Source organism: Actinomadura luteofluorescens (assembly GCF_013409365.1).
Lineage (GTDB): Bacteria > Actinomycetota > Actinomycetes > Streptosporangiales > Streptosporangiaceae > Spirillospora > Spirillospora luteofluorescens.
Genome location: NZ_JACCBA010000001.1, coordinates 5154085 through 5177187, shown reverse-complemented (window position 1 = coordinate 5177187; position 23103 = coordinate 5154085). Strand labels below are relative to the sequence as shown.

19 protein-coding genes and 1 pseudogene are annotated in these 23103 nt (G+C 69.6%); 11 read left to right on the top strand and 9 right to left on the bottom strand.

Annotated features, from left to right (window positions below):
- Positions 1–198: 198 nt before the first annotated feature.
- Together BJY14_RS24060 and BJY14_RS24055 are read left to right on the top strand one after the other, a co-directional pair.
- Positions 199–1395 (top strand): RDD family protein, encoded by a 1197-nt coding sequence (locus tag BJY14_RS24060; RefSeq protein ID WP_179845700.1) that lies wholly within the window; start codon positions 199–201, stop codon positions 1393–1395.
- Between the two features lie 179 nt (positions 1396–1574).
- Positions 1575–1940: an SCO4402 family protein gene (locus BJY14_RS24055; protein WP_179845699.1), complete on the top strand. Its 366-nt coding sequence runs from the start codon at positions 1575–1577 to the stop codon at positions 1938–1940.
- Here the strand turns inward: BJY14_RS24055 and BJY14_RS24050 are convergent.
- On the bottom strand, positions 1930–2283 hold the full coding sequence (locus BJY14_RS24050) for a hypothetical protein (RefSeq protein ID WP_179845698.1): 354 nt from the start codon (positions 2281–2283) through the stop codon (positions 1930–1932). The genes BJY14_RS24055 and BJY14_RS24050 overlap by 11 nt on opposite strands.
- Positions 2284–2796: 513 nt before the next feature.
- Between BJY14_RS24050 and BJY14_RS45505 the strand changes: the two are divergent.
- Positions 2797–2988: pseudogene (locus tag BJY14_RS45505) on the top strand (IS982 family transposase); the annotation flags it as partial.
- A 19-nt stretch (positions 2989–3007) separates the two neighbouring features.
- Here the strand turns inward: BJY14_RS45505 and BJY14_RS24045 are convergent.
- Together BJY14_RS24045 and BJY14_RS24040 are read right to left on the bottom strand one after the other, a co-directional pair.
- A complete protein-coding gene (locus tag BJY14_RS24045; protein WP_179845697.1) occupies positions 3008–4102 on the bottom strand; it encodes a terpene synthase family protein in 1095 nt (364 codons plus the stop codon).
- A 15-nt stretch (positions 4103–4117) separates the two neighbouring features.
- Positions 4118–5467, bottom strand: a complete 1350-nt coding sequence (locus BJY14_RS24040; protein ID WP_179845696.1) for a cytochrome P450 — start codon at positions 5465–5467, stop codon at positions 4118–4120.
- A gap of 493 nt (positions 5468–5960) precedes the next feature.
- Between BJY14_RS24040 and BJY14_RS24035 the strand changes: the two genes are divergently transcribed.
- Positions 5961–6299 (top strand): hypothetical protein, encoded by a 339-nt coding sequence (locus tag BJY14_RS24035; protein WP_179845695.1) that lies wholly within the window; start codon positions 5961–5963, stop codon positions 6297–6299.
- Here the strand turns inward: BJY14_RS24035 and BJY14_RS24030 are convergent.
- On the bottom strand, positions 6274–6780 hold the full coding sequence (locus BJY14_RS24030) for a GNAT family N-acetyltransferase (protein ID WP_179845694.1): 507 nt from the start codon (positions 6778–6780) through the stop codon (positions 6274–6276). The two genes, BJY14_RS24035 and BJY14_RS24030, sit on opposite strands and share 26 nt — an antisense overlap.
- Positions 6781–6978: 198 nt before the next feature.
- On the opposite strand from BJY14_RS24030, the gene BJY14_RS24025 reads away from it, so the two are divergent.
- The 6 genes from BJY14_RS24025 to BJY14_RS24005 all read left to right on the top strand — a co-directional run bounded on the left by BJY14_RS24025 (position 6979) and on the right by BJY14_RS24005 (position 12600).
- Positions 6979–7149, top strand: a complete 171-nt coding sequence (locus BJY14_RS24025) for a hypothetical protein (protein WP_179845693.1) — start codon at positions 6979–6981, stop codon at positions 7147–7149.
- 99 nt (positions 7150–7248) lie between these two features.
- Complete coding sequence (zwf, locus tag BJY14_RS24020; RefSeq protein ID WP_179845692.1) at positions 7249–8619, top strand: glucose-6-phosphate dehydrogenase; 1371 nt, start codon at positions 7249–7251, stop codon at positions 8617–8619.
- Between the two features lie 119 nt (positions 8620–8738).
- On the top strand, positions 8739–9947 hold the full coding sequence (locus tag BJY14_RS44535; protein ID WP_218905574.1) for a sensor histidine kinase: 1209 nt from the start codon (positions 8739–8741) through the stop codon (positions 9945–9947).
- Complete coding sequence (locus BJY14_RS44530; RefSeq protein ID WP_258945112.1) at positions 9944–10597, top strand: response regulator; 654 nt, start codon at positions 9944–9946, stop codon at positions 10595–10597. Before BJY14_RS44535 ends, BJY14_RS44530 begins: the two co-directional genes overlap by 4 nt.
- Positions 10598–10752: 155 nt before the next feature.
- Positions 10753–11382 carry a hypothetical protein gene (locus BJY14_RS24010; protein WP_179845691.1) on the top strand — a complete coding sequence of 210 codons (630 nt, stop codon included), beginning with the start codon at positions 10753–10755 and terminating at the stop codon, positions 11380–11382.
- 42 nt (positions 11383–11424) lie between these two features.
- Positions 11425–12600 carry a serine hydrolase domain-containing protein gene (locus tag BJY14_RS24005; RefSeq protein WP_179845690.1) on the top strand — a complete coding sequence of 392 codons (1176 nt, stop codon included), beginning with the start codon at positions 11425–11427 and terminating at the stop codon, positions 12598–12600.
- A gap of 219 nt (positions 12601–12819) precedes the next feature.
- Here the strand turns inward: BJY14_RS24005 and BJY14_RS24000 are convergent, their stop codons facing one another.
- On the bottom strand, positions 12820–15633 hold the full coding sequence (locus tag BJY14_RS24000; protein WP_179845689.1) for a glycoside hydrolase family 2 protein: 2814 nt from the start codon (positions 15631–15633) through the stop codon (positions 12820–12822).
- A gap of 128 nt (positions 15634–15761) precedes the next feature.
- The gene (locus tag BJY14_RS23995) at positions 15762–16403 is read right to left on the bottom strand and encodes a hypothetical protein (protein ID WP_179845688.1); all 642 of its coding nucleotides are present in this window, start codon (positions 16401–16403) and stop codon (positions 15762–15764) included.
- A gap of 77 nt (positions 16404–16480) precedes the next feature.
- Between BJY14_RS23995 and BJY14_RS23990 the strand changes: the two genes are divergently transcribed.
- The gene (locus tag BJY14_RS23990; protein ID WP_179845687.1) at positions 16481–18154 is read left to right on the top strand and encodes a glycoside hydrolase family 13 protein; all 1674 of its coding nucleotides are present in this window, start codon (positions 16481–16483) and stop codon (positions 18152–18154) included.
- A 53-nt stretch (positions 18155–18207) separates the two neighbouring features.
- Here the strand turns inward: BJY14_RS23990 and BJY14_RS23985 are convergent, their stop codons facing one another.
- The 3 genes from BJY14_RS23985 to BJY14_RS44520 all read right to left on the bottom strand — a co-directional run bounded on the left by BJY14_RS23985 (position 18208) and on the right by BJY14_RS44520 (position 22673).
- The gene (locus BJY14_RS23985) at positions 18208–21153 is read right to left on the bottom strand and encodes a right-handed parallel beta-helix repeat-containing protein (protein ID WP_312879376.1); all 2946 of its coding nucleotides are present in this window, start codon (positions 21151–21153) and stop codon (positions 18208–18210) included.
- A gap of 157 nt (positions 21154–21310) precedes the next feature.
- The gene (locus tag BJY14_RS44525) at positions 21311–22039 is read right to left on the bottom strand and encodes a M20/M25/M40 family metallo-hydrolase (RefSeq protein ID WP_218905573.1); all 729 of its coding nucleotides are present in this window, start codon (positions 22037–22039) and stop codon (positions 21311–21313) included.
- Positions 21924–22673 carry a zinc-binding metallopeptidase family protein gene (locus BJY14_RS44520; RefSeq protein ID WP_218905572.1) on the bottom strand — a complete coding sequence of 250 codons (750 nt, stop codon included), beginning with the start codon at positions 22671–22673 and terminating at the stop codon, positions 21924–21926. Before BJY14_RS44520 ends, BJY14_RS44525 begins: the two co-directional genes overlap by 116 nt.
- Between the last annotated feature and the right edge of the window lie 430 nt (positions 22674–23103).

Here is a 23103-nt window from a genome sequence, read left to right as displayed (position 1 = left end):
AGCACGGGACCGGGGTTCATTGCCATCCGAGCTTTTGGGATCAGTTCACCGGGTCTCGTTGTCATACAGGTCGACCGCTTGCGCGACACGTATCGGGCAGGGTCGGGGGGCGGTCGCCGAACTGGGCCTCCGGTTTCAGGATCTTCATGGTCGACTCGGCCGCGCGGGTGGGGTTGGGGTGTGCTTGCATGTACGCCCGTGACGACCCCCCTGTATGTCCCGGCAGGGACGCCCCCAGAGCGGGTACCGGGCGATGACGGCCGCGTCGTGCGGGTGTTGGCGAGCACTCGGCAGCGGGTCGCGGCCCGCGTGCTCGACCTGCTGGCCGCCTTCTTCGTGGTCATGGTGGCTGTGTCGCCGGTCTACGGGGTCGCCTTGCTGTCCGATGGCTCCTCCACCTCGTTCCTCTGGGCGACCGCCCCAGTCGTGGTCCTCGGCATGGCCGGCCCGCTGCTGCTGCGCGTCGGGGGAATCGTGCGGTGGGGCTGCACCCTGGGCCAACGAGTCGCCGGGATCCGGGTGGTGCGCGAGGAGGACGGAACACGGCCCCCGAACTGGCGGCGGTCCTTCCGGCGGTATGCCCTCCCGAGGAACTCCGCGTCCCTACCGCTGATCAGCGACCCCTGGGTATATAGGAAAGACGAGCGGCTGAGACAGTGCCTGCACGACCGGCGCGCCGGGACGGTGGTCGTCCGGGCCCAGGCTCCCCCGGCGCCCGCGGAGACCGGCGGGCTGGCGGCGCTCGGGTCTCCAAGCCCAACCGGACTTCCCGACCATGTGCGCCGCTGGGAGGCACGCGAACGCAAGCAGCGCATCGCGCTCGGCTCCACTTTAGGTGTTCTGGGGGCGACCGTCCTGTCCGCACCGTTCGCCGTCGTGCTCGTGACCGCCGGGCCATCCGCCATCGGCGGCCCGGCGTTCGAGGTCGACACCTTCTACGACGACGCCACCCGGTTCGAGAACCGCTTCGGGGGGCGGTCCGAGACCTACGAGCGCACGGCCGCCAAGGTCCTGGACGATGAGAAGGGCTGTCTGGCGGGAGCGACCAGTGGGCAAGCCCGCGCCGTCCTGCGCCGGACCGGGTGCGAGGGACGGATCGAGATCGCGTTCAGAACCACGGACGGCGTCCTGGTCAGCAGCCACGTTCTCAAGTTCCCCGACCGGGCCTCCGCTGCCGGCGCCCGGCCTCGCCTGCGGCATACCGACCTGCGCTTCGTTCCGGACGGCGATGTCTACCCGCCGGGGGGCGCCCGCATCGGCAATGTCGGAACCCAGGACCGCTACGTGGTCGTCACGACCGCCGTCTCCCCACGCCAGCCGGAGGCGACGGCGAAGGCGAAGAACGCCTTCCTCCTGATCCACGTCCCCACCCTCAACGTCATCCTCTTCCTCTAACAGAAGGGCGCGCCGAGCGGGAGTCCGGCGGGCGATGGGGCTCCGCCAAGCCCGGTGACCTCAGCCAGGCAATTCCACCGCTCCATCAAGGAGAACTGGGATCAGGCCCATGTCCCCTTGTCGGAGTGGTTGAAATGGGATAGCTGGAGATCTCCGTTATGGCTGCTAGGGTCGATCTCGTGGTCGTACGGTTCCCTGACATGCGTCGTGCTGTCATCGAGGCCCTACGGGCGCTTTCGGATCCGGAGTATCAGCGTCGCGTCTGGGTGGAGCGCACCTACGCTCAGCCAGGCTTCTATGATGACCTGACCCACAATGTCAACGTCCTCTACGACGACACCTTGGTCGCAGAGGACCCGCGAGCTCAGATCGGTGTGACGCTTGAGAACGAGGCAGAGGCTGCGGCGATCGAAAGTCTGACCGCTGTCCTAGATCCTCTCTTGGACTCCTTGCCCACCAAACTCGAAGACGCTCAAGTGATATCCCGACCCGAATGGAGTGCCGTTGTGAGTGCGGCACAGGCAGCTGTCGGCATCATTCACTGAGTACCATGTCGCCTGATCGTTGAGCCGCACGGGGCCGCCCCCGCCACCGCACGCGCGGGCATGCGCGCTCGTCGTCGGCATTCAGGAAGACGACCGGCAACTCCGTGACGCCGGTCTGCCGGGCCTTGTGGAGCCGGTGCCATCCGTCGATCACGATCGGCGTCCCCACTTCGGAAGGCGGAACGGCCAGGAGCGGGTGGGACAGATCTACCGTCTCCGCGTGATCTTGGTCGACGCGGATGAGTGCGCCGATCTCTGAGACCCTCGCATGCGTAACCGGATACCGGGTGGCGGCTCGCGCGGCCAGCGCGACATCCCATGCCCAGCCGAGCAGGACGAACACCTGGTCGTGAGGATCATGTTCCGTGCTGTGCGAGGCCGTGCCGGACGGGCCGTTACCCGTCCGCCCCGCCTACGGGGTTACGCAGCGTCCGTGCTGTCCCGTCGCCGCTGCCGGTGGTCGCCCCCGAGTTAGCCAGGTTGGCCGCGCGGATCGGCGGGGGCGCTCACAGGTCAGAAGCGCCTCGCCTCGTCCCACGAGGGTGTCGAGAGCGTCGGCGACGGCGCCCCGGTCCCCCGGCCGCGCGAGGTGCGCGCATTCCTCCACCCGTCCGAGTTCCCGTGGTGGTTCGGGTGGTGCGGCGGACGCTACCGACGTAGCGCGCGATGTCCTCCATGCCGCGCGTGACCTGCTCATCGTCGTCGGCTGCGATCGTGGCGAGGGTGGTGGTGACCGTGCTCAGCAGGTCGGTGAAACCCACGCGCGCGGTTTCGCGCTGCTCCGCCTTCCGCAGTTCGGCGTCGACGGCCATGGGGGCGGCCGGGGACCACACGTCAGGGGTACGGCCCCGACCGGTTACGTCAGCTGATCGAGTCGGTCAACGACACCCTCAAAGGCCAGCCCGACCTGGAACAACACGGCGACCGGACCTTCGAGGGCGTCGCCACCCGAGTCGCCCAGCGCATCCTGGCCATGGCGGCCGCCATCTGGCACAACCACCACACCGGACAACCCATCACCCGATCACTGATCGCATTCGACCACTAATCACTTCGGAACTACTCGTCTAGGGAGGCTCCTCCCACCACCAGGCGATCGAGGGAATCTTCGGAGGCTGGTCCGTTCCGGGCGGTGGCGTGTCCGACCAGGTGCAGATGGTCTTGACGGCTCCGGGGTGCTCCCCGTCGGGATTGCTGTAACGCGGCGTTGCCAGGCCCCATTCGATGTTGCCGCGCATGAGGTGACCCAGGCTGGCGACATAGGGCCGGAGCCGGTCACTGGCGTGCGGCTCGACTTTGTCGCGCACGTCGACGAAACGGCGGGCGATGCGGTTGCACAGGTCCACCGCCTTGGTGATGGCCTCCTGAATCGTGCAGTGCTCGTGCGCGAGGAAGACATTGACCAGGTTCAGCCCGCTCGGATTCCCGCCTCCCTGGCGTTGCGCGAACCACAGGTCCTTGCCGAGCGAGTACAGATCGTCGCTGAAGGCGGCGTAGGTCGCCGTCATCTCTTGCAGCGCGGAGACTTCGCGAGAGGACATCTCACCTTCGGAGATGGGCGCGCCGAGCGCGATCTCGGCCCATACCAGCGTCGGATCGGCGGCGGCGAACACCGGGCGCATGGCGGTGTAGTCGTTGAGACTGGGCACGGTGCCTCCGAGCCGGCAGTTGATCTCCCACGCGACCCCGAGCAGCCAGGCGCGGTGCGCGTCCAGCTGGCGGCCGATCTGGGCGGGGGTGGCGTATCGGCGGAGGCGGTGCGCCAGGTCCTGGACGGGAGCGCGGAACGGGTCGTCGCCGGCCATCATCTCGCAGCCCGGATCCGCCAGGGTCCGTACGACGCGCGCCGCGATGTCGACGAATCCCTGTGAGGCCCCGGTCACCTGGGCCTCGTCCAGAACATCGTCGAAGACGAACATGAGGTAACTCCAGTCGATGGCCATCTGGAGCCGTTCGGGCGCGGCGTCCGGGCAGATCCGGGCGAAGAACTCGGCGGCGTTGCTCTCCTGAACGCGCCGCCACAGGCGCTCGTTCTCGTTGAATCCGTGGGCGGCCATCCAGTCGTTCCCGCGCTGTTCCAACTCGGCGAGCATCGGATGTATCCGGGTGCGCAGCGGACAGTACAGCGAAGGGATCTCAACGGTCAGGGCAGGATCGCTCATGAGGAAGACCACTCACTAGGGACGCGGATCGAGGACCATTCGCAGGTCGCGGGGGTACACGGTCGCGAGTGCGAGTGGACGCACGCGGCTCCCCGGGGCAGCGGTCAGCGACCAGTGGGCGGCGATGGTGGTGACGGTCACCGTCATCTCGGTCCAGGCGAACGCATCACCCAGGCACACGCGGCGGCCCGCCCCGAACGGCAGAAAAGACTCCCGGGGCACGGGAGCGGACGATGACAGCCAACGGCCGGGCTCGAACCGATGAGGTTCGGGGAAGAGGTCGGGATCCAACTGCTGCGTGTGGGGGCTGAAGACGATCTCCGCCCCCTGGGGAATCCGTACGCCTCCGAGCTCGATCGGCGACCGCGCTCTGCGCATCACGATCCAGATGGGATGGTGAAGCCGGAGCGTCTCGGTGATGAGGGCCCGCACGAAGGTCATCTCACCGACGTCCTCGAACCCGATCTGCCGGTCTCCCAGAACGGTACGGATCTCCGCGTGGAGCCGGGCCTCCAGCTCCGGATGCCGTCCGAGTTCGTAGAACAGCCAGGACAGGGTCAGCGCGGTGCTCTCGGTGCCCCCCACGAGCAACGCGATGACCTCGTCGTGGATCTCTTCGTCGCTCATGCCCTCACCCGTGCGCTCGTCCTTGGCCGCGAGCAGCATGGAGAGAATGTCGCCGTGGTCGCGTCCGTCGGCCCGATACCTCGCGATCGTCTCCAGGACCGCCCGGCGCAGTCCCCGCGTCGCCTCGTCGAACCGGCGATTGGCCGGCACGGGAAGCCGTTCGACCAGCGGCGTCGGCGCGACGGTGCGCCAGCCGATGCCCGCGACGATGCGCGGGAAGTTCCGCTGGAACTCCGCGACGACCTCGCGGGCGTGGTCGGTGGCGAACAGCGTGGCGGCAATGATCTTCAACGTCAGGTCGAAGAGTTCTCGCTGGACGTCGAGCACCTGCCGCGGCTGCCATTCCCCGGCCCGCCGCGCGGTCTCCTCGCTCATGATGCGGGTGTAACCGGCGATGCGGTCGCGGTGGAAGGCGGGCTGGAGCAGCCGCCGCTGACGCATGTGGAAGGCGCCGTTCGAGGTGAAGACGCCGTTGCCGATCAGAGGCCGGACCCTGTCGAAGAGCTTCCCCTTCTCCACGTTGCCCGCCTCCGCCACGAGAAGGTGATGGACGAGCGACGACGAGGTCACCACGTACACGGGAAGGCGGCCGATGAAGACGCGGACCACGTCTCCGTGCGGTCGCAGTGACTCCATGAAGGCCAGCGGGTCACGCATCAGGGACAGGCTGTGGCCGATGACCGGCAGTTTTCCGGGTGGGCTGGGTATCCGGGTCGGCGGTGGCGAAGGGATGCGCACGGCGGCTCCGTACGGTTGCGCAACGTCGAATCGAGGCTGGACCGCTCCAAAGAGGAACGGACAAGAAGCTCAGCGGTCAGCCCAGCCGGTGCCGACGATCTGGCGACACGGCACGGACAGTTGGTGACTGATCGGAGCCATCGAAGGTTACTTACACGACAAAAAACTCGTAGCAACGCACTTAGCACGATATTTATGGAAGACGTTCCTGTCAACCACAATCAACTCGCTGAGTGACAGAAGACCCTTGCCCTCATCCACCGCGGCGTCGAACGCACCCCGTATGGGGTGGGCCCCGAGGTCGCGCCCGCACCGAACAGAAGATCTATGGAGGACGAGGCGACATGACCATGACCGAGCACCATGCGTACCCGCGGGACGCTTGTTCGCCGGACGGCCGGGACGGCAAGCTGTGCGCCGAGGAGAGGACGCTTGCGATGGAGCGGGCCGACGCGACGGTGCTGTTCGGGATCACCGGGACCTGGCGTACGAGATGCTGCTGCCGGCGCTGTACCGGCTGACGGCGGACGGGGTGCTGGACCTGCCGATCGTGGGGGTCGCCAAGACCGATCTCGACCTGGCCGGGCTGCGAGGTCGGGCCCGTGAGGCACGCGAGGCCAAGCACGGCAAGGTGGACGACGCGGCGTTCGAGAGTTCGCAGGGAACCTGCGGCACGCGCCCTCAACCGGGGGTGAGCGGACCGAGGGGTGACCGCGACCCGTCCGAACCGGTTACGGATCGCCGACAGGACCGGCCCGCCCCCGGGAGGGGCGGGCCGGCTTTTCGCGGTTCGGTTCAGACGATGTTCAGGATTCGTCTCGAACCAGTGTGAAGCGGCGACTGTCGCGCCATTCGTCCGCGCCCGTCCTGATCTCCGAGTGCGAGACTCCCTCGTACCGGAACCCGAGATTCCGGAGCAGGGCCTCGGTGTCGGGGACCGTCTCCTCCTCCACGAGGGACACCACGCGGTGGAGTCCAGACGCGAAGAGGTCATTGGGTGCGAAAGCCCAGCGAATCGCGGCCGCGACGGCTTCTTCCATGAGCCTCAGGTCCTCGAAGCCCGGGAAGGCTTCGATCGCCATCTCGCCGTTCAGCCGCCATTCGTTGAGCAGTGTGAAGGTCACAGACCCGGCCAGGGTCTGCTCCTCCGTGTAGGCGAGGAGCAACGCCTTGGGCCCCACGTAATGGCCGAGCCACCGGCGGAATCCCTCGGAGGTGTCCGGCCGGAGCGGCCGGAGGGGGTAGAGGCGACGCTCATTCCCGCGCCGGGCCGCCTCGCAGAAGGCGGCCTCGTCATCGGGCGAGGCGACCACCAGGCGGACAGAGCCCGCGGGTGTCCTTGGAATCTCAGACACGTTAACGCCCTTTCCTCTGATTTGTGGTGCTTGCAGGCCCCCTTTTGAGGCCTGTCGATCATGATCGTACTTGGGTGAACCCCGAGCATCCGCACGGTGCCCGCTAACTGCTCGCCGAGCTGAACCGCGACGGCACCGCCATCGTGGTCATCACCCATGGCCATCCAGGTAGCGGCAGCGCTGCCGCGACGCCTGGAGATCCGCGACGGCCAGATCCGGACCGACTCCGGAGTACCGGCGGCACCAACCTGCTCCACCGTCTCGCCCGGCAACACCCTGGTGGTCACGGTCCGTCCGACGGCAGAACTCTCCGTGCGCCGCGAGTGAGGTCGCTCGGTGCGTGATCGAGCAGCATGCGACCCGCTGGGCGCTTGTTCGCCGGATGGCCGGGACGGCAAGCTGTGAGCCGAGGAGAGGAGGCCGGCGATGGAGCGGGCCGACACGTTGGTGCTGTTTGGGATCACCGGGAATCTGGCGTACAAGATGCTGCTGCCGGCGTTGTACCGGTTGACGGCGGACGGGGTGCTGGACCAGCCGATCGTGGGGGTCGCCAAGACCGACCTCGACCTGGCGGGGCTGCGAAGCCGGGCCCGTGAGGCATGCGAGGCCAAGCACGACAAGGTGGACGACGCGGCGTTCGAGAAGTTCGCAGGGAACCTGCGGCTCGTCGCGGGCGACTACGCCGACGGCGCCACCTTCGATGCGATCCGTCGCGAGGTCGGCGAGGCGAAATTCCTGACCCACTACCTGGCGGTTCCTCCTTCGCTGTTCGCGACGGTCGCGGGGGGCCTGGCCGAGGCCGGCCTGAACAGGAACGCCCGGATGGTCGTCGAGAAGCCGTTCGGCAATGACCTGGAGTCGGCGCGGGCGTTGAACGCCGAGCTGCTGAAGTTCTTCGACGAGGACCATCTGAGGCGCGTCGACCACTTCCTCGGCAAGGAGCCGATCGAGGACCTGCTGATGTTCCGGTTCGAGAACATGCTCCTGGAGCCGATCTGGAACCGTCACTACGTCGACAACGTGCAGATCACCATGGCCGAGGACTTCGACGTCGCCGACCGCGGCTCGTTCTACGACGCCAACGGCACGATCCGCGATGTCGTTCAGAACCACCTTCTGCAGATCCTCGCGCTCCTGGCCATGGACCCGCCGCCGTCGACCGACGCACGCGCCTTCATCGACGAGAAATGGCGGGTGCTGCGCGCGGTCGAGACCGTCGCGCCCGACGATGTCGTCCGCGGCCAGTACGACGGCTACCTCGCCACCGAGGGCGTCCGTGAGGGTTCGACCACCGAGACCTACGCGGCGCTGCGCTTGCGCATCAACAACTGGCGCTGGGCCGACGTCCCGTTCTACATCCGTTCCGGCAAGGCACTCGGCACCACCGACCTGGAAGTGGTCGCCCAGCTCCGCACCCCGCCCACCACCTACTTCGACGGCGCCCCGGAGCCCAATCTGATCCGCTTCCGCATCCAGCCCGACGCGGGGGTCACGTTCGACCTGCTCGCGAAAGACCCCGGACGCAACAGCACCCGGCAAGTCCCGCTCAGCGTGGACTTCACCAAGGTCCTGGGCCCGATGGAGGCGGCCTACCAGCGCATCCTCACCGACGCCGTGACCGGCGACCCCCGCCGATTCGTCCGCTTCGACCTGGCTGAGGAGTCCTGGCGCATCATCCAGCCCGTCCTCGACCTCCCCTCCCAGCCCCTCCCCTATGCCAAAGGCTCCTGGGGGCCGGACGAAGCCGCCACCTTCGTTCCCGGCGGCTGGCACGAGATCTCCACCACCTTCGACTGATGCGCACGGGCCTGAAGCTCGTTCAGCTCGGAGCTTTCTTCTCCTGAGTCGCCGTGACCGGGGGAAGATCCCTCGTGCGAGCGAGGTGGGCACGGCGCGGACCGGCCGATACTGGGGGGATGTCAGATCGGTTGAGCGGTTTCGGCCCCCTCACGTGGCTGCGGCGGCGTGGGGGCGGCGGCCGCCTCGTGGACGTGCTGGTCGCCGCGGCGGTCGCCGTCCCGGTGTTCGTCCCGTTCGCCACGGCGCCCGACGTGACGCCGTTCGGCGTGGTGTTCAACCTCGGCACGGTCGTCCCGCTCGTGTGGCGGCGGCGGGCGCCGTTCGCGATCGCACTGGTGGTGGCGTGCTTCGCCATGGGGGTGTCGCTGCACCACCGGCCCGGCCAGATGCTGCAGTACGGCGCGCTCGTGGCGATCTACACCCTCGCCGACCTGGGGCGGCATCGCTGGCAGCGGTGGGGGTTCATCGGCGTGGTCGTGGCATCGATCCCGCCCGGTGCGCTGCTCGTGAAGAACAACGACGCGGGCGAGTTCATGTTCACGCTGCTGCTGCCCATGACGGCGTTCCTGCTCGGCACGCTGGCGCGGACCGCGCGGGAGCGGTCGAACGCGCTGGTGGAACGGTCCGCGCAGCTGGAACGGGAACGCGAGGCGCTCGAACGCGAACGCCAGGCCGAGGCGGCGCGGGCGGCGGCGGAGGAACGGGCCCGCATCGCCCGCGACATGCACGACGTGCTCGCGCACGCCGTCAGCCTCATGGTCGTTCAGGCCGAGGCCGGTCCGGTGGTCGTCCACACCGACCCCGGCCAGGCCGAACGGGTCTTCGACGCGATCGCCGACGCCGGCCGGGACGCGATGGCCCAGCTGCGCCGCACGCTGGGCGTGCTGAAGGAGGAGCAGGACCACGGCGTGCGCGCGCCGCAGCCGACCATCGACGCGTTGCCCGGGCTGGTCGAGCACGTCAACCGCACCCAGGTCCACGTGCGGCTCACCGTCGAGGGCGAGCGCCGCGACCTGCCCGCCGACGCCGATCTGGCGGCGTACCGCATCGTGCAGGAGGCGCTCACCAACACGGTGAAGCACGCCGGCGCGCGGGCGGCCGAGGTGCTGCTCCGCTGGACCGACCACGAACTGGAGATCACGGTGACCGACGACGGGCAGGGCCACGGCGGAGCCGATCCGGGCTGGCGGCGGGGCGGCGACGGCCTCATCGGCATCGGGGAACGCGCCGCCGCCTGCGGCGGCACGGCCGAGGCCGGTCCCCTGCCCGGCGGCGGGTTCCGGGTCTCGGCGACCCTGCCCTGCGCCGCGGCGGTGGCCGCGTGATCCGGGTGGTGCTCGCCGACGACCAGGAGCTCGTCCGCACCGGCTTCGCGATGATCCTGGACGCGCAGCCCGACATCGAGGTGGTGGGCGAGGCCGAGGACGGCGCCGCCGCGGTCGCCGCCGTGGACGAGCACGACCCCGACGTCGCGCTGCTCGACATCCGCATGCCCGGCATGGACGGCATCGAGGCCGCGAAGGCCGTGTGCGCCGGGACCCGGACGCGCGTGATCATGCTGACCACGTTCGACCAGGACGACTACGTCTACGACGCGCTCTACGCCGGGGCGAGCGGGTTCCTGCTCAAGGACGTGCGCCGCGACGACCTCGTGCACGCGGTCCGGGTGGTGGCGGTGGGAGAGTCGCTGCTCGCGCCCACCGTCACCCGCCGCCTGATCTCCGACATCACGCGCAACCGCCCGCGGGCCGGCGCGGCCGTCTCCGACCGCCTGTCGGTCCTGACCGAGCGGGAGCGCGAGACCCTGCGCCTGCTGGGCCGCGGCCTGTCGAACGCGGAGATCGCGGCGGCCATGGTCGTCAGCGAGCACACCGTGAAGACCCACGTGAGCAACGTGCTGGCCAAGCTCGGCATCCGCGACCGCACCCAAGCCGTGATCGCCGCGTACGAGACCCGGCTGATCGAGCCCTCCTGAAGGGGCGGCTCCCTCGCGCGAGGGAGCCGCGCCCCGGTTCTCCCCCGCGCCACCGATGCCCGAAGACCCCCCGCGACGGCGATCCCCCGGACCACCGCTCTCCCTGAAGATCGAAAACGCAGGGACGCAAGCCTCGACCTCCGGGAGAACCCCTCATGACCAGGATCGCCTTCCATCTCGCCCCCGCCCTCATGCTCGTCTACGGCGTCGTCCGGCTGATCGACGGCCGTGACGGGCAGCACGGGCCCGGCCCCGCCTGGACGGTGGGCCACCTGCTCTTCCTGGGCTCGCTGCTCCTGTACGGCCTGGTGATCGCGGGCCTGTGGCGGCGCATGCCGGGCGCGGAGCGCGGCAGGGCACGGCGGATCACCGCGGGCGCCCTCGCCGCCGCGGCCGCCGTCGGACTGGTCACCTTCGTCCGCGTCGCGATCATCGACATCGTCGTCGGCCTGCGGGCGGCGGACGCCGCCGAGAAGAGCGCGCTCGCCGACCGGTACGCGGACGTCCCGGCCGTGCTCCCCCAGGCGCTCTACGAGATCGGGCCGGTGCTCTTCATGCTGGGCCTGACCGCGCTGCTCGTCCAGTACGCGGTCGTCGGCCCCCGGCGCGCCATGGCCGCCGGCAGCGCCGTCCTCCTCGTCCTCGCCTTCGTGGGCATCATGGCCAACCTGGACCTCCTGCCGGCGGGTGCGGCGCTGATCTGGCTCGCCCTCTTCCCGCACAGCCGCGAGCAGAGCCGGCCCGCCCCCGCGCACCGCGGGGCCGAGGCCCCCGCGACGGCCTGACCCGACCCGACCACCATCACCACCGGACTCAGGGAACCAAACATGATCAAGCAGAGGCGTGCGCTGCGCGGCGCACTCGCCCTGGCCGTGGCGGCCGGTGTCGCGCTGAGCGCACTGACCGGCACCGGCACCTCGCGGGCCGACAGCCCCTCCGCCGGCGGCGCCGACCAGGCTGAGCTGCACCGGCTCCTCAACCGGCTGACCACGGTCGACGGCGGACCCGGAGCGCTCCTCCACCTGCGGGATCGCAGCGGCAGCACGGTGCTGACCAGCGGCGTCGCGGACGTGACCAGCCAGGCGCCGGTCCCCCGCGACAGCAGGTTCCGGATCGGCAGCATGACCAAGCCGTTCGTGGCCACGGTCGTGCTCCAGCTGGTGGGAGAGCACCGCGTCTCGCTCGACGCGCCGGTGGAGCGGTATCTGCCTGGTGTCGTCCCCGGGAACGGTGGGCACAGACGGAAGATCACCGTCCGCCAGCTGCTGCAGCACACCAGCGGCGTACCGGACTACCTCGACTATCTGAATCCGCAGGACATCCTCCAGGACCCGCTCGCCCACCGCGACACCCGCGACCTGGTGAACATCGCGCTCGCCCATCCGCCCGCCTTCGCGCCCGGCACCGGCTGGGGCTACTCCAACACCAACTACCTGCTGGCCGGCATGCTCATCGAGAAGGTGACCGGCCGCACCTGGGGCGAGGAGGTCCGGCGGCGCATCATCACCCCGCTGGACCTGCGCGAGACGTCCGCACCGCAGGATGCCTCGGCGATCCCCGGGCCGCACCCGCGCGGGTACGTGCGGCCGGGCCGGGACGCGCCGCTCGTCGATCTCACCGCGTTCAATCCCTCGGTCGCCGGCTCGGCCGGCGGGATGATCTCCAGTGGCGCCGATGTCGACCGGTTCCTGGGCGCGCTCGTCGGCGGGAGGCTGCTGCGCCCGGCCCAGCTGCGGGAGATGATGAGGACGCGGCCGACCGGCGCCGCGGACGGCCGGGCGTACGGCCTGGGCCTGGAGAGCAGGCGGCTGCCCTGCGGCGGCCTGTACTGGGGGCACGGCGGCGACATCTTCGGGTACGAGACCGCGAGCGGCGCAACGGTCGACGGCGGCCAGGCGACCGTCATGGTGAACCTCGACCCGGGCGGGTCGGACGCGCAGAGCGACGACATGAAGGCCGCCGTCCAGACGGCCCTCTGCCAGGGCCGGTCCACGGCACCCTAGGGCCCGTCTCGAAGTGGCTCCGGCCGCACGCGCGAACGCGTGACCTGCCCGGTGGAGCGAAGCCGAAGGCGAGCGGAACCGGGCAGATCGCGAAGCGATGCCGCGTTCGCCCAGGCCAGGTCACGCAGCGAGCCGCCAGGCGAGCGAAGTGGGCCGGGACTGAGAAAACACAGCGCGAAGGCCGGACGGGGCGGGTCCCCGTCCGGCCTTCGGGCCGGCTCAGCTCGCGCGGCGGGTCTGGTCGGGGACGTTGAAGCCGTTCACGCGGACGTCGGGCTTGGCGGACGTGGCGGAGTAGCGGGCGGTGATGGTCTGCTGCTCGCCGGGCCAGAGGGTGACGTCGTTGTCGCTCCAGCGGATCGGCAGCACCTGGTTGCCGCCGGCGAACAGGTCGGCCCGGGTGAACAGGGCCGGGGTGCCGCCGTGGCCGACGTTGCGGACGGTCACGCTCGTCACCATCTCCCGGCCCTCACGGTGCGTGGTGGCCTTGACCTTGATGTCGGCGGGCTTGAGGGCGCGCAGCCCGGTCAGGTCGGCGTAGCCGTCCTTCTTGAAGACCGCGAACCCGTTGGACGGGGTGTACTGGCCGGGCGCGTGCGTCTTCGGCCAGTCGACCTGGTCGGCCTTGGTCGACAGCCAGTACACGTTGCGGCTGACGACCTCGCTGCCGCGGGTGAGGGTGAGCTTCTCGAAGTAGGTCTTCGAGATGCCGGACGGGACCTTCGGGCGCAGGACGGTCCGGACGTCCTGGCTGCCCAGCGCCCCGACGGGCGCGGTGGCGGTGGCGCGGACCCTGCCGTCGAGGTCGATGATCTGCGCGGTGGCCTTCAGGCCGTCCTGGCGTGCGCCGGTCAGGTTGGCGACCTTCACGGAGCCGTCGTCGTAGGAGTACATGACGTGCACCGGCTCGTTGGCCTTCTTCGCGCCGAAGTAGACGCCCGGCTGGTCGAAGTCGGTGCCGTACATGCTCCACTGGAGCGACGGCCACGCCTTGTTCAGCATCCAGTAGATGATCCCGGTGCTGGGGTTCGCCTTGTCGGTGGAGTTGCCGATGTACGACTCGAACTGCGCGCGGGTGACCTCGTACTCACCGAGCTGGACGGTCTTCTGGTACGAGGCGGCGTCCTTCCAGGGGCCGTACCGGTGCCACAGCGGGGTGTTGTAGACGCCCATCCGGGACAGGCGCGTGTAGTCGGCGTAGTAGAACGTGTGGTACATGTCCTGGCCGGCGGTCTGGCCCTGGGCGGTCGCCGGGTCCCAGATCTTCTTCTGCTCCTCCGGGGGGAGGAAGCGGTTCAGGGAGTCCTGCGTCGGGATGGTGTTGCCGGTGCTGACCTCGGTGTCGAACCCCCAGGCGCTGCCGGTCATGCTGAGTGTCGGGTCGTTGGTGTTGACGGTCTCCCGCCTGTTGTTCCAGAGGGCGTTGGGCGGGAAGTAGTTGTAGCCGCCCTCCTTGGTGCCGGCCGGCCCGAGCTTGGGCGACGACTTGTACTCCGCCGCGGCCACCTGCGGGAGCCGGAAGTCGGCCTGCGCGAACGCCTTCAGGTAGAGGGCCTCCTTCTCCGGGTCGGGCGCGTCGTCGCTGCCTTGGAAGAACGTGAAGACGCTCGGGTGGTCGCGGAGCCGTGCCGCCATCGTGCCCGCCTGGTTGGACGCGTTGGCCTTGACGCCGTCCGACCAGGTCGACGACTTGCCCTCCCACAGGGCGCAGCACTGCCAGCCCGGCATGGCGAGGACGCCCGCCCGGTCGAGCTGGGCGAACATGTCGTCGGGCGGGAAGTTGCCCTCGAACCGGACCGCGTTCAGGCCCATGTTCCGGATGTAGGAGATCTGGTCGGAGACGTTGGACGGGGAGTAGCGCAGGAAGAGGTCCGGCGACCATCCGGCGCCGCGGATGACCAGCGGCTTGCCGTTGACGATGAACTGCCGGTAGCCGTCCTTGCCGTGGGTCTTGCCTGGGACGGGCTTGGTGAGCCGCGACGTCACCGTCCGGATGCCGAAGTCCTCGGCGGCGGCGCTGGACACCTTTCCGTCCACGGACGCGTCCAGCGCGAGGTGGTACATCGGCTGGTCGCCCATCTGGTACGGCCACCACACGGCCGGGCGCTCCAGGTGCAGGCCGGGGCACTCCGCCTTGGTGATGGCAATGGTGCGCGTCGCCCGCGCGGGTACCGTGACCGTGGCCTTGCAGGCGACGCGGGTGGAACCGCGCGTCACCGTCCCCGACACGACCACCCGCTGGGCAGAGCCCGTGTTGTTGCGGACGTCGGCCTTGACGGTCAGGTCGGCGGTGGACAGGTCTGGGGCGTCGTCCTGCAGGACGTGCGCGTTCCGGACCGAGACCGGCCCCTCCTGGACGATCTGCGGCGCGTACTGGAGCCCGGTGTTCTGGTCGGGCGCCATCGGGTTCCAGTCGACCTGGTTCTGGGTCAGGTACCGCATGGGCGTGTCGAACTTGGTGATGTCGGCGTCGTTGCGGGAGACGTCGAGCGCGATGGCGTTCGCCCCGTCCCGGACGTAGCCCGTGATGTCGTATTCCAGCCGCGTGTACGAGCCCTGGAGCTGCGCGGATCCGGCGAGCCTCTTCCCGTTGATCCAGAGGTCGGCCTTTCCGGAGACGCCGTTCATCACCAGCGACGTCCGGCCGCCTTTCCGGGGATGGACGGTGATCTGCTCGCGGTACCACCAGTTCACGTCGAACTGCTTGGCCGGCACCTTCGCCATGTTGTCGTTGTGGAAGATGTTCGGATACCGGCCGTTCTCCAGCAGGCCCGCCATCAGCGTCTCGGGGCGCGACAGCGGCAGCCAGCCCTTCGCCGGGTAGTCCGGCTTGGAGATCTCGGCGCCGGTGTCGCGGACGTCGGCGGAGGATCGGATCGCCCAGCCGGAGGTCAGTTCCGTGGTCCCGGAGGACCGGATCCTCTGCACGGCGGGCCGGTGCCGGGCGAAGGCGTGCGCCGGCACCGGCGCCAGCGTCCCGCCGAGGGCGAGAACGGCGCACAGCGCGGTGGTTCTGGTCCTGGACCCGCTCATGTGTCCATCACTCCTTCGTGCGGCCGGAGCCGGGCGCTTCCCGTCGGCCGATGCCCTCAATGCTCGATCCGGAGGCACCGCGCGGGCCGTAGGGCCAGGACGCCAATGGGGGTAGTGCTAAGCCCACTTCACGACGAGAACGGCGGCGTCCAACGAATGCGCCCTGTGCTCTGTTGGCGCTGCCCCGCGTTGAAATGCGGAGGCTGGATCTGGGTGATCGTCGCTGTTCCGCGCACGGGCCGCCCCTCGTGCATGGTGATGACGTCGCCGGGTCCGAGGTGGCGCCAGTGGAGCGGAGTGAGTGGGAGCAGCCTGATCCGACCGGATCCGCCCGGCGGGATCTCGGGCGCGGACTCGACCCGGATGGCGGCGACGCTCAGGTCGTCGTGACCTTCGGCGGTCGTCCGGCCGATGGACCACAACGGCCGGAGCTTCCCGTCGTTCGGGACGGGGAGGCGACGTCCCCCTTCCTCCGGGGGAACCAGCCGCAGGTCCGCTCTGATCAGGCCGTGCAGTGTCTCGGATCGCCGCCAGTGGAACCAGGCGACGTCGTTTTCGAGCCACAGCTGCCGAGCCGCGGCGATGAGCAGGTCCCAGTACCGGACCGTCTGCCACTGGACGCCGTCGAAGTCGTCGAGCACGGCCAGGGCGACCTCCCACTCGTCCTGGGCGAGGTAGTCCCTGACGTCGTCAGCGCCGAGGCCCGCGTCGCTCCTGGTGTGCGCCGGAATGAGATCGGCCGCGCGGCGCAGCAGGTCAGGCACGTCCATGAGCCGATTCTGGCGTCTCGTCCGCGACATCGGGATCCGCGAGTGCGAATCAAATGGATCTCCAGACGGTTCCTCGTATGGATCTATCATCGAGGCCTCCTTCACCGGCGCGCGGAGTGGGGAGCCCTGCGGAGTCCTCTGGCCCGGGTGGTACGCGCTGGTGGCGTGACGCGGTCATCTACCAGATCTATGTGCGCAGTTTCGCCGACGCCGACGGTGACGGCATCGGCGACCTGGGCGGCATCCGCGACCGGCTCCCCTACCTGGCCGCGCTCGGCGTGGACGCGTTGTGGATCACGCCGTTCTACGCCTCGCCGATGGTCGACGGCGGCTACGACGTCACGGACTACCGCTCGGTGGATCCGACGTTCGGCACGCTCGCCGACGCCGCCGGCCTGATCGGCGACGCGCACGGACTGGGGCTGCGCGTCATCGTCGACATCGTGCCCAACCACACCTCCGACCAGCACGTCTGGTTCCAGGAGGCGCTGGCCGCCGGGATCTCCGGTCCGGCGCGGGAGCGCTACGTCTTCCGGCCGGGACGAGGGGCCGGCGGCGAACTGCCGCCCAACGACTGGGAGTCGGTCTTCGGCGGTCCCGCCTGGACCCGGCTGCCCGACGGGCAGTGGTACCTGCACCTGTTCGCACCGCAGCAGCCCGACCTGAACTGGGAGCACCCGGACGTGCGGGCCGAGTTCGACGACGTCCTGCGGTTCTGGCTCGACCTGGGGGCCGACGGATTCCGCATCGACGTGGCGCACGGCATGGTCAAGGCGGCCGGGCTGCCCGACGTCGGTGACGCGCCCCAGTCGCGCCTGCTCGGACGCGGCAAGGTGCCGTACTTCGACCAGGACGGGGTGCACGACATCCATCGGAGCTGGCGGCGGCTGCTCGACTCCTACCCCGGAGAGCGGATCGGGGTCGCGGAGGCGTGGGCGCCCTCGCTCGAACGGCTGGCCGGCTACGTACGGCCGGACGAGCTGCACCAGGTGTTCAACTTCGACTACATGCGAACCGGCTGGGACGCCGGCGCGCTGCGCTCGGTGATCGAGAAGTCCCTCGCCTCGACGGGCTCCGTCGGCGCACCCACCACCTGGGTGCTGTCCAACCACGACGTCCAGCGGCATGTCACCCGCTATGGCGACGGCGAGCTCGGACGGCGGCGGGCCCGAGCGGCGGCGCTGCTCACCCTGGCGCTGCCCGGCTCGGCGTACGTGTACCAGGGTGAGGAGCTCGGCCTGCCCGAGGTGCTCGACATCCCGGTCGAGCTGGTGACCGACCCGCAGTTCGAGAGCATCAAGGGCAGCCGTGAGGGGTGCCGGGTCCCGCTGCCGTGGTCCGGCGACGAGCCCCCGTTCGGATTCGGATCGGGCGGCGGCTGGCTGCCGTCGCCGCCCGAGTGGAAGTCGCTCACGGTGGAGGCGCAGCAGGACGACGACGCTTCCATGCTGAACCTCTACCGCGAGGCTCTCCGGATCCGGCGCGACCATCCGGCATTGGGCGACGGTGAGCTGCGCTGGCTGGACGGGCCGCCGAACTGTCTGGTGTTCGAGCGCAGTGGCCATTCCGACGGCCCTGGAATGCTGTGCGCGGTGAACACCGGCGACCGGAGCGTCCAGATCACGGCCCGCGGCTCGCTCCTGCTGAGCAGCGGGCCGATCCGTACGGAAGGGCAGGACGCGATCCTCCCACCCGACACGGCCGCCTGGTGGAGCGTCACGCCCGACGAGCTACCGGACATGGTCGGCTGAACGCAGCCGCACCCGGATCACAAGCGACTCAGGTGCCCCTCCTCCCTGGAGGACTATCCGCTGATGTCTTCGGGGAGGAGGGTGGCGAGTTGTTCGGTGGTGAGTTCGATGCCGGTGTTGGCGAGTTGTTCGGTGCGGCGGGCGTGGGCGGTCACGGCGGCTCGGAAGAGTTTGTCGACTTCGCGTCCGTTGCCTTCCCGGAACCGGTCGCGGTTGGCCGCCAGGTAGGTGGTGAGGGCTTGGCGGGTCGAGTCGGGGATGCGGTAGTCGGCTGCCTTGGCCTTGCCGAGGAAGATCGAGACCAGGCCGTCGACCTCGTAGGGGCGGAAGGTCAGGGTGCGGGCGAAGCGGGATGCCAGGCCGGGGTTGGTGGCCAGGAATCCGTCCATTTCTGAGGTGTATCCGGCCGCGATGACGATGATCTCGTCGCGGTGGTCCTCCATGAGCTTGACGAGGGTGTCGATGGCTTCCTGGCCGAAGTCGTTTCCTGATCCGGCCTGGCGCGACAGGGTGTAGGCCTCGTCGATGAACAGCACGCCGCCGCGGGCCTGTTCGAATACCTCGCTGGTCTTCTGTGCGGTGTGTCCGACGTATTGTCCGACCAGGTCGACACGTGCCGCCTCCACGACCTGGCCTTGGGCGAGGACGCCCAGGGCGGTGAGGAGTTCTCCGTAGAGGCGTGCGACGGTGGTTTTGCCGGTGCCGGGGGGCCCGGCGAAGATGAGGTGGCCGGTGAAGGGTTCGGCTTCCAGCCCGGCGGCGCGGCGGCGCCGGGCCGAGGCGATCAGGTCGAGCAGGTCGCGGATGTCGCGTTTGACCTCGTCCAGTCCGGTCATCGCCGCCAGCCGCGCCAGCAGGTTGCCGACCTGGTCGGGGTCGCGGGCCTCCCCGAACCGGGCGGCCAGGCCCGTGTCGACGTCGAGGTCTTCGGCGACCAGCCGGGACAGCTCCTCGCCGGAGGGCAGTTCTTCCATGTCGGCCAGGCGTTGCGCCTGGCGTTCCACCGCCGCTTCGAAGACGCGGCGTGCGGCGCGGCCGTTGCCGAAGGAGGCGTCGCGCTTCATGGAGGTGAAGTGCGCCAGGAGCGCGGTGCGTGCGTCCTCGGCGAGCTGGTAGCCGTCCTTGTCGGCCTGGGTCTCGACGATCTGGACGAGTTCGGCTGGGCTGTAGTTCTCGAACTCCACCGTCCGGGAGAACCGCGAGCTGAGGCCCGGGTTGGCGGCGAGGAACTCGCGCATCTCGGCCGAGTATCCGGCAGCGATGACCACGACCTCGTCGCGGTGGTCCTCCATCAGCTTGACCAGGGTGTCGATGGCCTCCTGCCCGAAGTCGGTGCCGGACGCCTTACGCGACAGCGTGTAGGCCTCGTCGATGAACAGCACACCGCCGCGAGCCCGGTCGAACACCTCGGTCGTGCGCAGCGCCGTCCCACCGATGTTCTCCGACACCAGATCGGCCCGGCTGACCTCGACCACCTGGCCCTTCTCCACCACCCCGAGAGCCGCGAGGATCCCGCCGTACAGCCGCGCCACCGTCGTCTTACCCGTCCCGGGCGGACCCGCGAACACCATGTGCCGGCCCATCGCCGAACCCGGCGGCAGGCCCGCCAACCGCCGCTGCTCAGCCACCTTCTGCAGATCCGTCAGAATGCGGATCTCACGCTTGACCCCCGCCAAGCCGATCATCGCCTCCAACTCGGCCAGCAGCACGTCCGCCGCCCCGCCGACCTTCTTCGGCACGGGCGGCGCCGCCTCGGGCTCGGGCTCGGCGGGCGCCTGGCTGACGGGCTCGGCCGGCGTTTGGTTCTCTGCCTGACCGGTCGCGGCAGGGGGCTCGAAATCCAACAGGTCCGGCATCCCGTTGCCGACGTTCGTCAAATCCTCGATCTCCATGCTCGCGCCAAGGACGGTGAAGATGCCGCGGCCGTGGTTGCCCGCCAAGGTGCAGCCGCGGACGGCGAGTTCGCTCCCCGATCCCACGCTCACGCCGGCGAGCTTGCTGCCGGTGATCGTCATTCCTTCCAGCCGGGCGTGCGCGCCGTTGGCCAGTTCGACGCCCGCCCGCCCCGAGTCGGCGACCCGTCCCCGGGCGACTGTGACGTTCGCATCCTGGGCGAGGTACATGCCGCTGTCGGACGCGTTGACGACCTCGCAGTCCTCCAGGTGGACGGTGCCCTTGTCGACGGCCACGCCGGTCCGCCGCGGCGCCTCCATCCTGACCCGCCGCGCGGTCAGCGAGCCGCCGGTCGCCACCCACAGCGCGTCGACTTCCGAGCCCGCGATCAGGCAGTCGTCCGCGACGATGCCGCCCTTTTCCAGCGCGGTGACGGCCGTTTTGCGCGTGCCCCGGATCTCGCAGTCGCGGAGCACAACCTCCGCGCGATGGTCGACCCAGAGCCCCGCGCGGGCCGGATCGCTGATCGTGCACTGCTCGATCAGCGGACGCGACCCCTCGGTTACCCAGATGCCGTCCCCGCCCGCGTCCCTGACCTGGCACGACCGGAGGGTCACCGTACTGCCGCTGCGGAGCGCCACCGAGTTGCCGCTCGTCCCGATAACGGAGGTGCCCTCCATGACCCCCGACGAGGCGCTGTACACGACCGCGCCGTCCTGGACCTCGCAGTCCCGCAAGGTGAGGTGGGCGCCCTTCGACGCCCGGAGGGCGAGGGAGCCCTTGGTCATGAACTCGCACTGCTCCGCGACGACGGTGCCTCCCGCGGCCTCCAGAGCCAGGCCCTTGTCGCTCCAGTTCCGGACGATCAGCCCCTGCAACGTCACCTTGCCGGTGACCTCGATCGTGCCGACGGTACGACCGTCCAGCGTCACCGAACCCAGGCCCTCCACGGCCGTCATGACGAAGTCGCTCGTACTGCGGAACCCCGTGTTCGGATACGAGCCCGGCTCGATCATGATGTGCCGCCCAGGCGGTGCACCCGACGGCAGCGGCGCCTTCAGCGCCTCCAGGACCGTCCGATACGCCCCGGGGGAGGTCAGTGACACGACCAGACGATGCAACAGGCCTCCTCAAATCACCGTAATGGTGTCATGAGGAGACCCGTTCGCGCCTCCGTCGTTCTCTCGAAGTGGGGAGACGGTGTCGTGCCACTTCGACCCGGAGCCGGGCCGAAGTGTTCGCCCGCCCTTCTTCCCTTCCTCGCTACTTGCGGCGCGCCACGTCGTAGAGGGCGCAGCCGATCAGTTCGAGGGACACTTGCAGCCGCTCCAGGCTGACGTTCTGGGCGATCGTGTCCTCAGGGGAGTGGTAGAAGGGCTCCAGCTGGCTGGGCGCCTCACCGCCGCGCCAACTGAAGTTGCCCGCCGGGATTCCGCGCTCGAAGAAGGCCTCGTGGTCACTGGAGCCTCGGGCGGTGGGGCCCTTGGTCTGGTCGGTGTAGCCGAGCCGGTGCGCGGCGGCGTTCACGGCGGCCGTGGTGGTGTTGTCCGCGCCGTCCACGGACAGCAGCCAGTACGTGCCCGCGGGCGGATGGCTGGTGGCGACCATGTCGTTCTGGAAGCAGCCGGTGATCCGCCCGACGCCCGCCTCGTCGAGCTGCTTCACGTAGTGCCGGGCACCGACCAGGCCGTACTCCTCCGAGCCCCACAGGCAGACGCGGACCGCCTGCTGGGTCGGCAGCCGCTTCAGCACGCGCGCCAGTTCCAGGCACAGCACGGTTCCGCTGCCGTCGTCGTTGGCGCCCGGTGAGCCGGGGACGCTGTCGTAGTGCGCGCTGACGATGACGGCCTTGCCGGTGGGGTTGGGCAGCGTCGCCTTACGCTCGGCCAGAACGTTGTACGAGGTCAGCCCCGAGTGGTGGGTGACCGCGAACGACAGTCGCCGGGCGCCCGCGCGGATCCGCTCGCCGTGGTACTCGGCCAGGCCCAGCACCGGGATCGCGACGGTCTCTTTCAGCGTCGGGACGAAGGAGCCGGGCTTGCGCTCGGGATAGGTCTCGGAGCGCGCGTTGACGACGAGCGCCGCCGCGGCCCCCGGCGTTCGCGGCGGCTTTGGCCTGCTCGGTCTCCATGCCGGTGATCCGGTCGAACAGCACCAGCCTGCCGCGCACGTCTCCGGTGACCTCGGTGACCCGGCCCACGTCCACCACCGTGCCGTCCACCGAGGCGACGGCGCCCTGCGGGGAGGCGCTGCACTGCCAGACCCGCTCGCCCCGGGAGCGGATCTCCGCCAGGTACTTGTCGGCGACCGGGAAGGGCTGCAGTTCGACCGTGTAGCCGAGATCGCGCAGGCATCCGGCGATGTAGCGGGCGGCGCGGTGCTCCGACGGGGTGCCGGCGATGCGCCAGCCGATCTCGTCGCTGAGCACCTTCAGGTGCCGCAGCGCGCGGCGGGCGTCGACCCGGGCGACCACCGCCTTGTCGCCGGCGGTGAGGGAGGGGGCCAGGAGGGCGCCGGGGCGCCGCCGGGTCGCGGCGGCGGCGGTGCCGGGGAGCAGGCCGACGGTCGCGAACCCGGTGAGGGCCGCGACCCCGGCGAGCAGATCACGGCGTTTGACCTCGGGCATGGGGTCTCCTCGGGAAGATCGGCGACGGACGGACAACGAACTTCCCCCGGTTGGAGCGAACATACAAAACCGCCACAAAACAGACAAGACTCTTACGGTCCGCACACCAGATCGTGATCAGGTGCGCGCGTAAGTCCAGGTCAATGGACCACCCGTTTCGGCCGTTCAATCCGGCCCGACGGTATGCCAATCGGGAAACCGGCCACGTCGAATGGCATCGCATTCCAGGCGCCGCCCGATTCCTTTCGTACGGCTCGACGCGAGCCGGGTTCGCACGTCCGGCGGGGACGACGGGCGGCGATCACATGACGACCCGGGAGAGTCACGTTGAGTGATCGAGAGGTCCGCTCCACAACCTCCGCGAATTTGGGTCCTGACCGAAAAGACGGCAGGGGCTAGTGTGAGAGGGAGCTTCCGGTCCTGACCGAAA

What these genes read in the sequence shown, in the direction of transcription:
- BJY14_RS24045 (WP_179845697.1), bottom strand. Translation starts at nt 4,102, where the DNA reads ATGAGCGATCCTGCCCTGACCGTTGAGATCCCTTCGCTGTACTGTCCG.
- BJY14_RS24035 (WP_179845695.1), top strand. Translation starts at nt 5,961, where the DNA reads ATGCTGCTGCCGGCGCTGTACCGGCTGACGGCGGACGGGGTGCTGGAC.
- BJY14_RS24025 (WP_179845693.1), top strand. Translation starts at nt 6,979, where the DNA reads ATGGCCATCCAGGTAGCGGCAGCGCTGCCGCGACGCCTGGAGATCCGC.
- zwf (WP_179845692.1), top strand. Translation starts at nt 7,249, where the DNA reads ATGGAGCGGGCCGACACGTTGGTGCTGTTTGGGATCACCGGGAATCTG.
- BJY14_RS44535 (WP_218905574.1), top strand. Translation starts at nt 8,739, where the DNA reads ATGTCAGATCGGTTGAGCGGTTTCGGCCCCCTCACGTGGCTGCGGCGG.
- BJY14_RS24010 (WP_179845691.1), top strand. Translation starts at nt 10,753, where the DNA reads ATGACCAGGATCGCCTTCCATCTCGCCCCCGCCCTCATGCTCGTCTAC.
- BJY14_RS24005 (WP_179845690.1), top strand. Translation starts at nt 11,425, where the DNA reads ATGATCAAGCAGAGGCGTGCGCTGCGCGGCGCACTCGCCCTGGCCGTG.
- BJY14_RS24000 (WP_179845689.1), bottom strand. Translation starts at nt 15,633, where the DNA reads ATGAGCGGGTCCAGGACCAGAACCACCGCGCTGTGCGCCGTTCTCGCC.
- BJY14_RS23995 (WP_179845688.1), bottom strand. Translation starts at nt 16,403, where the DNA reads ATGGACGTGCCTGACCTGCTGCGCCGCGCGGCCGATCTCATTCCGGCG.
- BJY14_RS23990 (WP_179845687.1), top strand. Translation starts at nt 16,481, where the DNA reads ATGGATCTATCATCGAGGCCTCCTTCACCGGCGCGCGGAGTGGGGAGC.
- BJY14_RS44520 (WP_218905572.1), bottom strand. Translation starts at nt 22,673, where the DNA reads ATGCCCGAGGTCAAACGCCGTGATCTGCTCGCCGGGGTCGCGGCCCTC.